General features: G+C 64.9%; 13 protein-coding genes. 5 read left to right on the forward strand and 8 right to left on the reverse strand.

Going from position 1 to position 14,620, the window contains the following annotated elements:
- Positions 1 to 25: 25 nt before the first annotated feature.
- Positions 26 to 520, reverse strand: coding sequence for a dihydrofolate reductase (locus P8R42_20590; protein ID MDG2306997.1), 495 nt, complete (start codon positions 518 to 520; stop codon positions 26 to 28).
- Positions 517 to 1,311 (reverse strand): thymidylate synthase, encoded by a 795-nt coding sequence (locus P8R42_20595; protein MDG2306998.1) that lies wholly within the window; start codon positions 1,309 to 1,311, stop codon positions 517 to 519. Before P8R42_20595 ends, P8R42_20590 begins: the two co-directional genes overlap by 4 nt.
- A gap of 289 nt (positions 1,312 to 1,600) precedes the next feature.
- Here P8R42_20595 and P8R42_20600 point away from each other — a divergent pair, with 289 nt between their 5' ends.
- The 5 genes from P8R42_20600 to trxA all read left to right on the forward strand — a co-directional run bounded on the left by P8R42_20600 (position 1,601) and on the right by trxA (position 7,358).
- A complete protein-coding gene (locus P8R42_20600; GenBank protein ID MDG2306999.1) occupies positions 1,601 to 2,635 on the forward strand; it encodes a hypothetical protein in 1,035 nt (344 codons plus the stop codon).
- Between the two features lie 215 nt (positions 2,636 to 2,850).
- Entirely contained in the window at positions 2,851 to 5,430 is a 2,580-nt protein-coding gene (locus P8R42_20605; protein ID MDG2307000.1) for a hypothetical protein, read from the forward strand.
- 71 nt (positions 5,431 to 5,501) lie between these two features.
- Positions 5,502 to 6,530 carry a phosphotransferase family protein gene (locus tag P8R42_20610; GenBank protein MDG2307001.1) on the forward strand — a complete coding sequence of 343 codons (1,029 nt, stop codon included), beginning with the start codon at positions 5,502 to 5,504 and terminating at the stop codon, positions 6,528 to 6,530.
- A gap of 1 nt (position 6,531) precedes the next feature.
- Positions 6,532 to 6,945: a DUF6285 domain-containing protein gene (locus P8R42_20615; GenBank protein ID MDG2307002.1), complete on the forward strand. Its 414-nt coding sequence runs from the start codon at positions 6,532 to 6,534 to the stop codon at positions 6,943 to 6,945.
- A gap of 86 nt (positions 6,946 to 7,031) precedes the next feature.
- Complete coding sequence (gene trxA / locus P8R42_20620; protein ID MDG2307003.1) at positions 7,032 to 7,358, forward strand: thioredoxin; 327 nt, start codon at positions 7,032 to 7,034, stop codon at positions 7,356 to 7,358.
- Positions 7,359 to 7,573: 215 nt separating this feature from the next.
- Here trxA and P8R42_20625 read toward each other — a convergent pair whose 3' ends face one another.
- Genes P8R42_20625 through P8R42_20650 form a run of 6 tightly spaced genes read right to left on the reverse strand, consistent with a single transcriptional unit; the run spans position 7,574 to position 14,419 of the window.
- The gene (locus P8R42_20625) at positions 7,574 to 8,851 is read right to left on the reverse strand and encodes a carbohydrate porin (GenBank protein MDG2307004.1); all 1,278 of its coding nucleotides are present in this window, start codon (positions 8,849 to 8,851) and stop codon (positions 7,574 to 7,576) included.
- Between the two features lie 51 nt (positions 8,852 to 8,902).
- Positions 8,903 to 10,030 carry a rod shape-determining protein RodA gene (gene rodA / locus P8R42_20630; protein ID MDG2307005.1) on the reverse strand — a complete coding sequence of 376 codons (1,128 nt, stop codon included), beginning with the start codon at positions 10,028 to 10,030 and terminating at the stop codon, positions 8,903 to 8,905.
- A gap of 9 nt (positions 10,031 to 10,039) precedes the next feature.
- Positions 10,040 to 12,007, reverse strand: coding sequence for a penicillin-binding protein 2 (gene mrdA / locus P8R42_20635; protein MDG2307006.1), 1,968 nt, complete (start codon positions 12,005 to 12,007; stop codon positions 10,040 to 10,042).
- Positions 11,994 to 12,506, reverse strand: coding sequence for a rod shape-determining protein MreD (mreD, locus tag P8R42_20640; GenBank protein MDG2307007.1), 513 nt, complete (start codon positions 12,504 to 12,506; stop codon positions 11,994 to 11,996). The genes mrdA and mreD overlap by 14 nt, the downstream gene beginning before the upstream one ends.
- A complete protein-coding gene (gene mreC / locus P8R42_20645; protein ID MDG2307008.1) occupies positions 12,503 to 13,378 on the reverse strand; it encodes a rod shape-determining protein MreC in 876 nt (291 codons plus the stop codon). The genes mreD and mreC overlap by 4 nt, the downstream gene beginning before the upstream one ends.
- A gap of 6 nt (positions 13,379 to 13,384) precedes the next feature.
- Positions 13,385 to 14,419 carry a rod shape-determining protein gene (locus tag P8R42_20650; protein ID MDG2307009.1) on the reverse strand — a complete coding sequence of 345 codons (1,035 nt, stop codon included), beginning with the start codon at positions 14,417 to 14,419 and terminating at the stop codon, positions 13,385 to 13,387.
- Between the last annotated feature and the right edge of the window lie 201 nt (positions 14,420 to 14,620).

Here is a 14,620-nt window from a genome sequence, read left to right on the forward strand (position 1 = left end):
TCATGGGCCGCATGCACACCGAAGACTAGCTTCGCCGTTCGAGCACGAGGAATGCGAACGGGTGCTCGTTGCGCTCGTCCGCTCCGTGCTCCTCACGTGAAACCTCCCGCCACGCTGTCTCCGCGAGGTCCGGGAAGTGCACGTCGCCTTGGACGTCGGCTCCGACGCGCGTGAGATATAGGCGATTCGCCGTGGGCAGGGCGAGCTCGTAAACACCCGCTCCGCCGATCACGAACGCCTCGTCGTCTCCCGCACGTTCGGCTTCGGAGAGCGCCTCGTCGAGCCTGCTCGAAACCGTGCAGCCTGGTGAGGTGTATTCGCTCGAGCGCGAGAGGACGACGTTCGTGCGCTTGGGGAGTGGCTTTCCGATCGACTCATGGGTCTTGCGACCCATGATGACATGGTGGCCCGTGGTGAGCTCACGGAAGCGCTTCAGGTCTGCCGAGAGCTTCCAGGGAAGCGCGCCGTCGCGCCCGATCACGCCGTTGCGCGCGACGGCTGCGATGAGCGACACGGTCATACGGCCACCGCAGCGGCGATGTGCGGATGCGGCTCGTAGCCTTCGAGCGCGAAGTCTTCGTATTCGAAATCGAAGATGGATTCGCGTCGCTTGACGATGCGCATCGTCGGTAGTGGGCGCACCTCGCGTTGCAGCTGCAAGCGCGCCTGATCGAGGTGATTCGAGTAGAGGTGTGCATCGCCCAGTGTGTGAACGAAGTCTCCCGGCTGAAGGTTCGTCACGGTCGCGATCATCTGCGTCAGCAGCGCGTAGGACGCGATGTTGAACGGGACGCCGAGGAACACGTCAGCGCTACGCTGGTACAACTGGCAAGAGAGCCGGCCGTTGGCCACGTAGAACTGGAACAGGCAGTGGCAAGGCGGCAGTGCCATGTGCTCGACGTCGGCCACGTTCCACGCGCTCACGATGAGTCGTCGTGAGTCCGGATTCCGCTGCAACTCATCGACCAGCCACTGGATTTGATCGATGGCACCGCCGCCGCGTGCGGGCCAGGAGCGCCACTGGTGCCCGTAGACCGGACCCAGATCCCCGCTCTCGTCGGCCCATTCATCCCAGATCCGGACGCCATTTCTCTGCAAATAGGAAACGTTAGTGGTGCCCGAAAGAAACCAGAGGAGCTCGTGGATGATCGATTTGAGGTGCAGCTTCTTGGTCGTCACGCATGGAAATCCCGCCGCTAGATCAAATCGCATCTGATGGCCAAAAACGCTTAAAGTTCCAGTACCTGTGCGGTCTTCTTTCACCGTGCCGTCGGCCAGAATTCGGTCTAGAAGCTTGTGGTACTGTCGCATGGGCGTAAGATACACACCAAAGAGGGCGTCCTTCCACCGAACATCAGCTCGATGGTCGGGGGGGAAGGGGTCTTGTTCGGCCTGTGGCCGAACTGTAGGCAGGTGCGCACAGTAGTGGCACACCCTGCGCGAGGCCAAGAGCCCGCGAGACGCGAAGACTGTGGTGTGGACACCCCGGCCGAGGAGGCACAGGGGTTGGTTTAGGATGAGGGGATGCGGAGGCGAGCCGGTGGGTCCGGTGAGTCATTCCGTGTTTTATCGCGTGGAGTCAAGAGGAGGAATTAGAATGATGAATCGTAAGAAGCTTGCCCGTAGCAGCGTCGCTGCGCTCGTGGCTCTCGGCCTGGCGTCGGCGCCGGCCTTCGCAGATGAGATCGAAGCCGTAGAAATAATCGTCGGCGAAGAGATCGTTGCTCCGCCCGCGGAGCCGTGCCCGGAGTGTGCCGTGAACAACGGTGCGGTCACCATCGCCGTCGGAAACGACGTCACAAATGCCTACTTCTTCCGCGGCATTCTGCAGGAGAAGACCGGCGTCATCTGGCAGCCCTGGGGCGAGGTCAGTTTCGGTCTCTACGAGGCGGCCGATGACTCTGAGCTCATTTCGGATGTTTCGCTGACGTTGGGCACCTGGAACAGCGTGCAAACCAGCCAGACCTCTGCCAGACGTCCGGGCGGAACCGGCCCGGGCAACTGGTACGAGTCCGACCTCTACGCCGCCATTGGCATGGGGATGAACAACGGCGTCGGAGTGGGCGTGTCTTACATCGCTTACATGAGCCCGAACAACGCGTTCGGGACCGTTCAGGAGATCGATCTCGACCTCTCGTACGACGACTCCGGTCTCTACAGCGGCGAGATGCAGAACCTGGGCTTCGGTTTGAACCCGTACGGCCTGATCTCGTTCGAGCTCGACAAGACCAGGTTCGGCACCGAAGAGGGCATCTATGCCGAGGTCGGCATCGAGCCGAGCGTTTCGGTCATGGGTGACACGGATTACCCCGTGACGATCGGTGTTCCTCTCACGATGGGTATGTCGGTGGACAACTACTACCTGCCCACCAACAACTTGAACGGCAGCAACCCGGGCGACGACTGGTTCGGCTACGCGTCGGCCGGCGTCGGCGTCGGCGTGCCGCTGGCCTTCGTGCCGGCCCGTTTCGGCTCTTTCAGCGCCGGCGTCTCGGGTCAGTGGCTCGCGCTCGGGAGCAACCTGCAGCGATTCAACAACGGTCCTTCCAATGGCAACGTTGGCACGAAGACGAACCCCGAAGAGGGTCGCTTCGGCGAGTGGATCGGCGTAGCCAGCGTGAACTGGGAGTACTGATCTCCTAGGAAGTACTTCGTTCGCCACCGTGTTTGGCGTCGAACGCGCAGCATCGGCGGCCGGGTAGGAGCATATTTGAAGCTCCTACCCGGCCGTTTTTTTTTGAGCCCCCGCCCATCCCGCCGAAGATTCTCCGTAGAAGGTTCCGGGAACCTTTCTGACGGTACGAAAAGTTCTTGAGTCCACTCGAACGTTCGTCGTAGGAACCGTAGGTGATGGTGAGACTGCGGGGGGTGATCGTGGCGCTGGTGGCTGCGGTTCTCGCAGTGGCGCCGGCGAACGCCCGGACGGGCCTTCTGGACCGGGAGTTCGGCCGCCAAGGCCTCGTTCGCACTGACCTGGGCGGGGGCCCGGATGCAGCGGCTGCGGTCGTGGTCCAGCCCGATGGACGGATTGTCGTCGCCGGCCACGCTGCAGGTCCGGCGGGGGTGGATGTCGCCCTCGTTCGCCACCTCCCGACCGGCGGACTCGATCCGTCCTTTGGCGCCGGGGGCAAGGTCCTGGCGGACTTTTCGGGGCACGATGAGGCTTCGGCCCTCGGCTACGGGCCGGCCGGCACTCTGGTGGTCGCGGGTTCGACGGTCGGGCCCGCGGGCCGCCGCCGGCTCCTCTTGGCTCGCTTCGGGGGCGACGGGGCTCTCGATGTGGCCTTCGGAAACCGCGGCCTGGTCGTCCTGTCGGGGGACGACGCGGGCGCGCGGGCGCGGGGCCTGGTGGTTCTGCCCGATTCGTCGGTGCTCGTCGCGGGTTCCGCGGGAAGGGGCGCCCGCGAGCGGTTCCTACTCGCACGCTTCAGTCCGACCGGTCGGCTCGACTCGAGCTTTGGCGATGGCGGTGTCGTGCGACCGGACCTCGATGGAGAGTCCGGCGGGGCCTTCGCAATCGCAGTGCAGGATGGTGGGGCAATCGTCGTAGCGGGTCGGTTGGGCAAGGATCTCGGCGCCCTGCGATTCGGCCCCGACGGAACGCTCGATGACGATTTTGGTGACGGTGGGGTCGTGAGGGTCGACGTCGAGTCGGGCCACGACATTGCGCGCGCGATTGCCCTCCAGCCCGACGGCCGAATCCTACTCGCGGGAACCTCTGCGCGACTGGCGGGAGCGGACTTTGTTCTTGCTAGGCTCGACGCCGAAGGAAATCTAGACCGTACGTTTGCCCAAACCGGGGTGCGGCGAACGGACCTTGGCGGCATCGAATCGGGGCACGCCGTTGCGCTGCTCGTGGATGGCCGGATCATCGTGGCAGGGCATGTCCTCACCGACGAAGGCTCTGACCTCGCGCTGGCTGCGCATCTTGCCGACGGCACCCTCGATCGCAGCTTCGGCGACGGCGGCCGGGTTCGCACGGACCTGCAAAGCCGAGGTGATGGGGCATTGGCGCTGGCGTTGCAGAGCGATGGCCGACTCCTCGCCGCCGGCATTCGCGGAGAAGGCGCGACGATGGAGATGGCGCTCGTTCGTTACCGCGACGGCGATCCGGAATGCGGTGACGGCTTCGTCGAAGGGGCGGAGACGTGTGATGCGGGCGACGACAATGGCGCCCCGAGCTCGTGTTGCACGGGACAATGTCGGTATCGCGCCGCCGAGGAGATCTGCCGCAGTTCGGAGGGCCTCTGCGACCCCGCGGAGACGTGCAGCGGTTCGTCCGCGGTCTGCCCCGTGGACGAGATCGCGCCGGCCGAGCGCGAATGCCGGGAGGCGGCGGGCTGGTGTGACCTGGCCGAGGAGTGCTCGGGGACGTCGAAGCAATGCCCGGACGACGGGGTTCGCGATCGCGACGCGGTCTGTCGCTCTGCCATCGGCCCGTGCGACGCCGCCGAGAGCTGTGACGGTGAGACGCGGCAGTGTCCGACCGATCAGAAGAGCACGGGCATTTGTCGGCCGGCGAAGGGCGACTGCGATCTCGCGGAGACTTGCAGCGGGACGAGCGATCATTGTCCGGTCGACGTTCTCGAGGCGAACGGCAACTCTTGCTACGACCGCAATCCGTGCACCGTTGATGAAGTCTGTCTCGAGGGCGCGTGCGGGAGTGGTACCTTCGAGCCGTTTCTCTGCGGTGCGATGTTGTGCGGCAGCCGGACCGTGGAAAAAATCGAGTCGAATGGGGCGAACGAGGATAGGCAGCGATACCTCGAAGATGGCCTCGAGGACGGGCACTTTGTTCTGAAGCTCAGGAAGACGCCGAAGACCTATTTCTGCGCGCGCGCGAGTCTCACCGGAGAGGCGTGGAACGAAGAACCAGATTACGTCGGATCCTCGCCGGACCCTTCGGGCCTGCTCGCGCCGGCGAAGTACCGCATGTCGTTCCGCGTGGCCCCCACGGGCCCCCCGGCTCTGAAACGATTGATCTTGCGCGATAGGTTCGGTCGTCGGCCGGTATCTGTCTCCGAGAAGAGGAAGCTCTCGATCCCGGTAACGACGGGCGATCGCGTCGCGGCTCAGGCCCTCTCTCCCGACCGTCGGAAGTGCTATGTCGTTGCTCCGACGAGATCCGTCGGGTTCCGCCGGTTGCCCGTCTGGCTCGACGAGGAACCGCTGCTCTTTGATTTGCGGAGTCTCAAGGAGATCTGCGTGCCGGTGAGCGTCAACGGGGAGCCCTCCGTCGCTAGCACCGCGGTGGCCTGTTACGCAGCCACGCGCTCGCGCGGGGAAGAGCCTCTGAAGCCCGTCCCGCCCGTCGAAGTCGAGACGAGCAGTGGCTATCGGTGGACCCTCACCGCCGGCACCCGCGAGTGGGTCTGCGTGCCCGCTGACGTCGAGCCGACCCGGAGCTTCGCCCAGGCCGCGCGCGACTGAAGCGCGGGCCTCTCGCCGCCCGGTAAGCCCAACCGTTTGCGACTCTCCGCCGACGAGCTAGAGACCGAACCGTGACCGGCGAACGAATCGCAGACGGCCTGGCCCCACTCCTCGCGACCGCGTGCGGTGTCTCCAAAGTCACCGTCGACGACATCCGGACGATGACCGGCGGCGCGGCTCGCGAAGCCTGGCGCCTCGACGTGTCCCTCGACGGCGGTTCGGCGGCGGCTGAGAAGCGCACCTTCGTGGCTCTCTTGTTCCGCGCGGGCGGCCAGGGTGTATTCTCCGGTGCGCAGGAGGCTGTATTGCTCCAGGCCGCGGGGGCAGCAGGCGTGCCGGTGGCGCGCGTCGTCTGCGCCGGTGAAGAGGAGCTGGGACGGCCGTTTTACGTCATGGAGTACGTCGCGGGAGAGACGATCGGCCGTCGGCTCGTCCGCGACGATCGCTTTGCGTCCGTTCGTGGCGGTCTCCCTGCCCAGATGGCTGAAGCGCTCGCGGCCATCCACCGGGTTCCGGTCGAAGGGGGCACGCTCGGCTTCCTGCCCCGTCCACCGGCTGACAAGCCGGTGGCTTTGGCGGCGATCCGGAACCTCGAGGCGATCTATCGCGGCGTCTCGATGGATCCGCACCCAGCGTTCGAGTTGGCCTTTCGGTGGCTGCTCGGTCGCGTCCCCGAGACGACGGACACGGCGCTCGTCCACGGTGATTTCCGCGTCGGCAACTTGATGGTCGATGAGACCGTCGGCCTGCGCGCCGTGCTCGACTGGGAACTCGCCCACGTCGGCGACCCGATCCAGGACCTCGGTTGGGCGTGCGTACGGTCGTGGCGATTCGGTCAGGACGACCTCACGTGCGGAGGTGTCGGTCGGCGCGAAGATCTGGTGGCCGCCTACGAGGGCGCGAGCGGCCGTACGGTGGACCCCGAGGCGCTTCGCTTCTGGGAAGTCTTCGGCAATCTCAATTGGGGCGTGATCACGCTGATGCAGGTGCGCCCGTTCCTCGACAAGAGCTATCCGAGCATCGAGCTGGCGGGCATCGGTCGCCGCGCTGCGGAGACCGAGTGGGAGCTGCTGAACCTGATCGAAGGAAAGGCGCACTGACATGCACGATCGCCCCAACGTTCACGAACTTCTCGACGTCGTGCAGACGTTTCTCGACGAGGAGATCGTCCCGGCGACGAAGGGTCGCAAGCAGTTCCTCGCTCGCGTCGCAGCGAACTGCGTGCGGATGGTCGATCGCGAGCTCGGCGTCGAACGAAAGCAATTCGAGCGCGCATGGAGCGGACTGAACGAGTTGTTCGGTGTCGAGTCCGCCCCGACGGACCGCGTCGAGCGGAGCCTTGCGGTGACCGGACGCTTGGACCTGCTCTGCGAACGCATTCAGGACGGCGATCTCGACGAGGACTCGGAACACTGGGACCGCACGCTCGCCTTCGTGCGGGATCGCGTTCGCGACAAGCTCGAGGTGAGCAACCCGAAACTCCTCGCGACCGACGCCAAACGTGGAATCGAATGAACGTTCGTCGTCCGGAACTCGGTGGAATGGGTTGCAGGGCGCTGCTAGCGTGATTATCTCGTCTCGACCAGACAAGGAGAGCGTAAATGGCCGCAATTTCAGAGATCAGTGATGCCACCTTCGATTCCGAGGTTTTGTCTTCTCAGACCCCGGTTTTGATCGACTTTTGGGCGCCGTGGTGTGGCCCGTGCCGCGCCATTTCTCCGATCGTCGAAGAGTTGGCCGGTGAGTACGACGGCAAGCTCAAGGTCGTGAAGATGAACGTCGACGACAACCCGCAGACGCCGGCCAAGTATGGCGTTCGCGGCATTCCGAACTTGATCGTCTTCAAGGGCGGCACGGTCCACGAGCAGATCGTGGGCGCCGTTCCGAAGGCGAAGCTCGCAGCGGCGATCGATAGCGCCGTCGCCTGAGAGGCACACACGCACGTTGCAGAAACGGCGAGCCCTAGGGCTCGCCGTTTTTCGTTTCGGGTCTTCGAAGCGGAGTTCTAGAACGTGGCGGCGAGCCCGAGGGCGGCACCCTGCCCACGTAGGGAGAGCCGTTGCGCGCTTCCGCGGAGGCGGAGTAGGGCGGGGAACAACAGGTCGAGCGGCTCCGCGCATTGGGTTACGTGCAGTAGCCGATCTCAGAGCATCCAAAGAACGCGCACACCGCCGACGACGCTCAGGTCGTCCTGAAGGTTCTCGCTCGGGTTCATGACGATCTGGAGGCCCGGGGAAAGTGAGAGCCGGGGCGTGAGGGCGATGCGGTAGAACGTCTCGCCGAACGTCTCGTCGCGGCCTCCGGTTGCGGGGTCGGCCCAGGAGAGGGCGACCCCGGCCTCGTCGTTTGGTCGACCGAAGGGGCCCTGGAAGGACAGCCCACCGGAGAGCGCAGTCCGCACGTTCGTTTGCGAGGGGTCGCCGGTGCCCGCTCGGAAGAAACCGACCAACCAACTGACCCCGAGATTCTGGGCGATGTTGATGCCGATTCCGAAGCCGTTCCCGGGCCCGCTATCGCTGTGCCAACCCGTCAGTCGGTAATTGCCGACACCGAGCGCCTCGGGCTCGATTGTGAGGCCCGCCTCGAGGAGTTGCCACCAAGAGCCGTTCACGACGTTGCCCCACGGGATGCGTTCGTCCGTCGAGGCGTCGCCCGCTCCCAGCATGACGTAGAAGTCCTCGGACGCGTTCCATCGAGCCAGGGCCCCGGCGCCACCGTAGATCGGAAAGGGGATCGAGAGATCGTTCTCGAACGCGAATGATACGAACTGTCGGTAGGCATCGTTCGCGACGCGGTTGGTGTCGAAGAAGTACGACATGTCGAGCTTGCCGAGCGCGAAGACCCAGTCGGTGTCATCCGAGAGGTAGTGCGCGTAGAACTCGTCAACGGCGATGCCGTTGGGGTAGACGTTTCCGTTCACGGTTGAGATCGCTCCGACCCGGTCGGAGAGCGGGTCCTCGGCCGGGTTGTAGTCGGTGCCGAACGTACCGAGGAAAGTGCCGGCTACGTGTAGGGCGCCGGCGTTCTCGAAGTCGTAGATCTGGTAGTCGACGAACAGCTGCCAGGCGAACGTCGCGGCGTTCGCCTGGCCCTTACGGACCCGGCTCGCGTACTGGTCATAGAAGGCTAGGTCGAATCCGATGAGGAAGTCTTTCTCGCCCAGCCACTTCTTCCACCGGTCGAGGACTTGAGTCGTCGAGCCGACCGCTTCGGCCGCTCGTGATTGGTCCCGCTTCTTCGGCGGATGCATCCGCTTCGAGGCAGCGACGCCCGCCCGATCGCCCTCAGCCTGTGCGGACTTGGTGCTCTCGGACTCGGTGCTCTCGGACTCGGTGCTCTCGGTGCTCTCGGCGGCCGCGGACCCGGCCGCGCCTGCGGCAAACGCGCAGCAAACGAGAAGCGCGATCGTGGACCGTCCCATTCCCCCGACAGATCTCAGACCCGCAGAGTCTTTGCCAGCGGTCCTCCGGAATTAGAGCCGCGGGACGCGGTCTCGGGAATGGCGACGCATGTTCACGTTGATCACCAGGCCGAGTCCCACCATGAGGGTCACTAGAGAGGAGCCGCCGTAGCTGAAGAACGGCAGTGTGATCCCCACGACGGGCAGGAGTCCGGTCGTCATCCCGAGATTGATCGCCGCTTGCCAGAAGATGTTTGCCAGAACCCCGAAGGCGAGGAGAGCGCCGAAGCGTTCCTTGGCACGGTTCACGACCACGAGGCCGCGCACCAGAAGCAGAACGTACAGCCCGATTAGGCCGATGGCACCGAAGAATCCCCATTCCTCGGAGAAGACCGAGAAGATGAAGTCGGTGTGCTGTTCGGGAAGGAAGTTGAGCTGATTTTGCGTCCCGTGCAGGTAGCCGCGGCCGGTGAGCCCGCCGGACCCGATGGCGATTTTGGACTGGATGACGTGGTAGCCCGCGCCGAGCGGGTCGTTTTCCGGGTTCAGGAACGTGGTGATGCGCTTCAGCTGGTAGGGCTTCAGCTGCGACATCAGCACGGGGACGGCACCGATCGACGCGAGAACGAGAATTCCGAGCGTTCCGGGCGTCGGACCCGCGAGCAGCAGCATGCTCGCGAACACGAAGAGGAACACACCGGCGGTCCCCAGGTCGGGCTGTGCGAGGATCAGCAGCACGGGGGCCATCGTGAGGGCCGTAGGGACCGCGAGGTCTCGAAGGCGCAGGCCGCGGGCATCCGTCTTGTGGTGGAAGAGGCGCGCCAGCACGATGATGAGGGCGAGCTTCATCGTTTCCGACGGCTGGAGCGTGACGGGGCCGAACGCGAGCCAGCGCCTCGAGCCGCCGCCCATCGATCCGAACAACGGTACGGCGATGAGCAAGCAGAGGCCGATCGCGTAGAACACGAATGCGTACCGCTCGATCTGTCGGTAGTCGAAGAAGACGGCGACGAGCAGGCCGACGAGCCCGATCGATCCCCAACTTACCTGTCGCCAGGCGTGCGAGGTGTGTGTGCCGGTGCTGACGTCGTAGGTCGCGCTGTAGACCGTCATGGCCCCGAGCCCGAGGATCGCGAGCATCGTGAGGAGCGTGAGCCCGTCGAAGTGCGCGATCAAGCGCCGGTCGACCATCAACCGCATGCGACTGCCTTAGCCTTGTCCACGGAGATTCAACATTCGGGCACGGATGTCGTCCGGCACGAGGACCGGCATCGGATCGTGCTCGGATTCGATCGCGGGATCCGCCATCGCGGCGAGCGAAACTCCGGTCGACGGGTCGGCGTCGGTGAGCTGGTAGTCGCGCCCGCGTGTGAGAGCGAAGTAGAAATCGGCAAGGTCCCGTGCGAGGGGCGCAGCGGCGGCGCCGCCGCCCCTGCCGGCATGTTCGATGACGATGGAGATCGCAATCTCTGGGTCGTCCACGGGCGCGAAGGCGACGAACCAAGCGTGATCGCGAAGATGTCGCGCCATGTGTTCGGTCTTCACCGCCTTGCGGCCCATCTTGAAGACCTGCGCCGTACCGGTCTTCCCGCCGACATCTATCGTTGGAAGCTTCGACCTTTTGCCGGTGCCGCGCTTGTGATTCACGACGTCGCGAAGGGCCTCGCGGATCTGGTGCAACGTGGAGCGGCGAAGGCCGGCGTCGCCGATGACATCGGGCTCGAGTTGCTCGATGATCTCGCCGTGCGGAGATTCGACTCGGCTGACGTACTGGGGCCGCATCAGGAGTCCGCCGTTGGCGACCATGGCAATGACGTTCGCCATCTGAAGAGGCGTCGTGAGCACGAATCCCTGGCCGATCGCGACAGAAAGCGTCTCGCCCCCGTACCAGGGCTCGTTGAACCGCCGCTTCTTCCATTCGCTGGTCGGGATGAGTCCCGGCTTCTCGTTCGTGAGGGCGATTCCCGTCAAGGAGCCCAGGCCGAAGCGGCGCGAGTACTCGGCGATCGTGTCGACGCCGAGCTGCTTCCCGACTTGGTAGAAGTAGACGTCGCACGAGTGCATCAGGGCGTCGTGCAGGTTCATCGAGCCGTGCCCGCCGCGCTTCCAGCAGCGGTAACGACGCTTGCCGAACCGGTAGCTGCCACCGCAGTACAGCCTCGAGAACGGGGTGATGACGCCTTCTTCGAGGGCCGCGGCTGCCGTGATGATCTTGAACGTCGAGCCGGGTGGGTACTGGCCCTGGAGCGCGCGGTTCGACAGCGGGTCGTACTCGGCCGAGGTGATCTCGTCCCATTCCTTCTGTCGGATGCCGCGAGCGAACGGGTTCGGGTCAAAGCTCGGGCCGCTTGCCATCGCGAGCACCTCGCCGGTTTTGGGCCGCAGCGCGACGATTGCGCCTTGTTTTCCCTCGAGGAGTTGTTCGGCGAATTGTTGGAGTCGTCGATCGATGGTCAGGACGAGACTGTTGCCGCGCGTTTCGGGAACGCGAGACAAGACGCGCAGACGTCGTCCGAGGGAGTTGACCTCGATCTGCTGGCCGCCGGCGACGCCGCGCAGGTAGCCCTCCCACGCGCGCTCCGCGCCGAACTTCCCGATCAGGTCGCCCATGCGGTAGCTGTCACCCGACTTGAGATCCGAGCCCGACACCTCGCCCACGTAGCCGAGGAGGTGCGAGGCGAAGTCCCCGAAGGGGTACGTGCGCAGGGGGCCGACCTCGAGGCTCACGCCAGGCAGCTCGAGCTGGCGGGTTTCGAGGGCGACGACGGTGTCCCAGTCGACGTCGCGGTAGACCGTGAGTCCTTCGTACGCGGGGCGCTTTCGCGCCGCCTTCTTGAGTGTCTCGATCCGGGTCTGAGGCAGGTCCAGCAGGGCGCTCGCGTGCTGGAGAGTCGCCTCCAGGTCCTTTGTGTCCTCCGGGACGACGACCACGTCGTAGGCGGGACGATTGTCCACCAGCGGTGCGCCGTTGGCGTCGAGGATCAGGCCCCGAGTGGGCGGGATCCGCTGCAGTCGGATGCGATTGTTCTCAGACAGAGAGCTCCACCGCTCGGCCTCGCCGACTTGGAGCGCGTAGAGCCGGGCGCCCATCACGCAGAAGACTGCAGTTACGATGAGCCCGGCCGCGACGATCGTGCGGCGAAGCTCGTGCGGTGTCTCTCGGCTACTCAATCGCATGGGGGCGTTTTGCCTGGCGCGCCGTTCGAAGATTGCCGTCGAGCGCAGAGAACAGGAGCGGGGACAAGATCAACGCGAACAGGGCTTCGAAGAACAGTGTGCGCAGGAGGCTCAGCCAGCCCACGTTCGACGGTGCCGCCAACGCGAAGTACGTGACCACGGTCACGATCTTCACGCCACAGCCGAGCGCCACCGCGGCAACGCTGGTTACGGGGTTCTCTACCCATAGTCGCTTGGAGACAAGATACACCAATGCGAAGACCAACGTCATCGCTAGGGCGTAGAGTCCGGGCGGTGAACCCGAAAAAGTATCGAGCAGATAGCCCAGCAGAAAGGCACCCGTCGCCCCGCCCACCGAGTGGTAGTGGAGCCCGAGGTAGACGCACAGCACGACGATGAGATCCGGCGCTGCCGGCAGGAAGGACACCTGCTCGAGTAAAGTCGTCTGCAGGACCACCGAGAGGGCGCCCGCCACGACAAAGATCAGCAGGGCTCTCATCCGTCGCGCTCACCGGCCGTCACCGCGGCCTGCGTCGGCGGCGGCGGCACCTCGCGGCTCGGCGGCTCCACGACCAGCACCTCTTCGAGCTTGGCAAACTCCACCGTGGGGCGGATTTCGGCCGTTCGGTACAGACCGTGCTCTTCCTCGCCCAACTGGACGATCTCTCCGATGGCGAGGCCCTTGGGGAAGATTCCGTCGAGCCCGGACGTGATCACCTTGTCGCCGACCCGAATGTTCTCGCGGCGCTTCACGTATTTCAGCCGACAGCCCGCCTGGGAGCCCCCTTCGACGATCCCCCGGGCGCGGGTCCGGCGAACCAGGGCATCGACCCCGCTCGCGTGGTCGTCCAGGAGCAGGACCCGGGAGGCGTGCGGGCTGGTGGCGACCACCCGTCCGACCACGCCGCCACCCGCAATGACGGCGAATCCCTCTGCGACGCCGTCACCGGCACCCTTGTCGAGCGTGGCGGTGCGAAAGAGCCCACTCGCCTCGGCGCCGGTGATCCGAGCCGCCACGGCGCTCGTCGGGAGGGTGTCCCGCAGGCCCAGCAGCGCCTGCAGACGCTCGTTTTCACGGGAGATTGCGCTCGCGGCGTCCGCTTCGGCCTCGAGGGACCGGACGCGGGTGCGGAGCCACTCCCGCTCCTGGCGGGCCCCCACGAGGTCGACGTAGGCGTTCCAGGTGTTCGTGAGGGAGCTCGAGATTCTCGTTCCGAGGTGGGCGATGGGCGTCACTAGTTCGAGGAAGACGACGCCGAGAGGGTCGATCCGTTGTCCGCCACGGCTATTTGTCACGAGAAGCGCCAGCGAGGCGAGGATCAGGGCCGCGGTCGTGAGAGGGGTCGAACGCCGTCGCAGCAGATCCAGCACGCAGTCCTACGAGATCGTGACGTCCTTCAGGAGGCTCAGCTCGTCGAGAACCTTGCCCGCGCCCATGACGACGGCCGTGAGCGGATCTTCGGCCGCCATGATCGGAAGACCGGTTTCCTCTCGCAGGAGGACGTCGAGGTTCCGGAGCAACGCGCCGCCACCGGCGAGGACGATGCCCTTGTCGACGATGTCGGAAGCGAGCTCCGGCGGGCAGCGCTCGAGGCCTATCCGGACTGCCTCGACGACCTGATTTATGGGCTCGAGCAGGGAGTCGCGGATCTCCTCGTCGGAAATCTCGACGGTTTTCGGCACGCCCGCGACCAGATCGCGGCCTTTGATCTCCATTGTCTGGATTTCGCTGGAGGGGTAGGCCGACCCGATCGTGATCTTGATCAGCTCGGCGGTGCGCTCACCAACCAGCAAATTGTACTTCCGCTTGATGTACTGGATGATCGCCTCGTCCATCTTGTCGCCGCCGACGCGGACCGACTTGGAGAAGACGACGCCCGACAGGGAGATGACCGCGACCTCGGTCGTGCCACCGCCGATGTCGACGATCATGTTGCCGGTCGGCTCGGTGATGGGGAGGCCCGCCCCGATCGCGGCAGCCATGGGCTCCTCGACCAGATAGACCTCCCGGGCGCCCGCGGATTCAGCGGATTCCCGCACAGCCCGCTTTTCCACCTCGGTGCAGCCGAAGGGCACGCAGATGATGATTCGGGGGCGGATCAGCGATTTCCGCTTGTGAATCTTCTGGATGAAATACCGCAGCATCGCCTCGGTAATCTCGAAGTCGGCGATGACGCCGTCCTTCAGGGGCCGAATGGCGATGATGTTGCCCGGTGTCCGGCCGAGCATGCGTTTTGCCTCGGCTCCGACCGAAAGGACGCGCCGGCCGCTCCGGCTCTCCTTTTGCATGGCAACCACGGAAGGCTCATTGCAGACTATACCCTCACCTTTGAGATAGATGAGCGTGTTTGCAGTGCCGAGATCGATGGCTAGGTCGTTCGAGAACCAGCCCAGGAGCGAGTCGAAGATCATTTGCCGCCCAAGTCCCCCTCAGCCGAATCGGAGATCACCGAAAAAGCGCCCCGATCGGCGAGTGGCCCATCGTTAACAGAAGCTTCACCGGGGCAGCAACGGACGGAACCGATCGATCGTGTAAAACGAGTGTTTTGAAAGCAGTTTTTCGGGCCGCCCGAAGACATTGGTCGCTCCAGGTTGCCTTGAACCGGGGTGGGT

Source organism: Candidatus Binatia bacterium (assembly GCA_029243485.1).
Lineage (GTDB): Bacteria > Desulfobacterota > Binatia > UBA12015 > UBA12015 > VGTG01.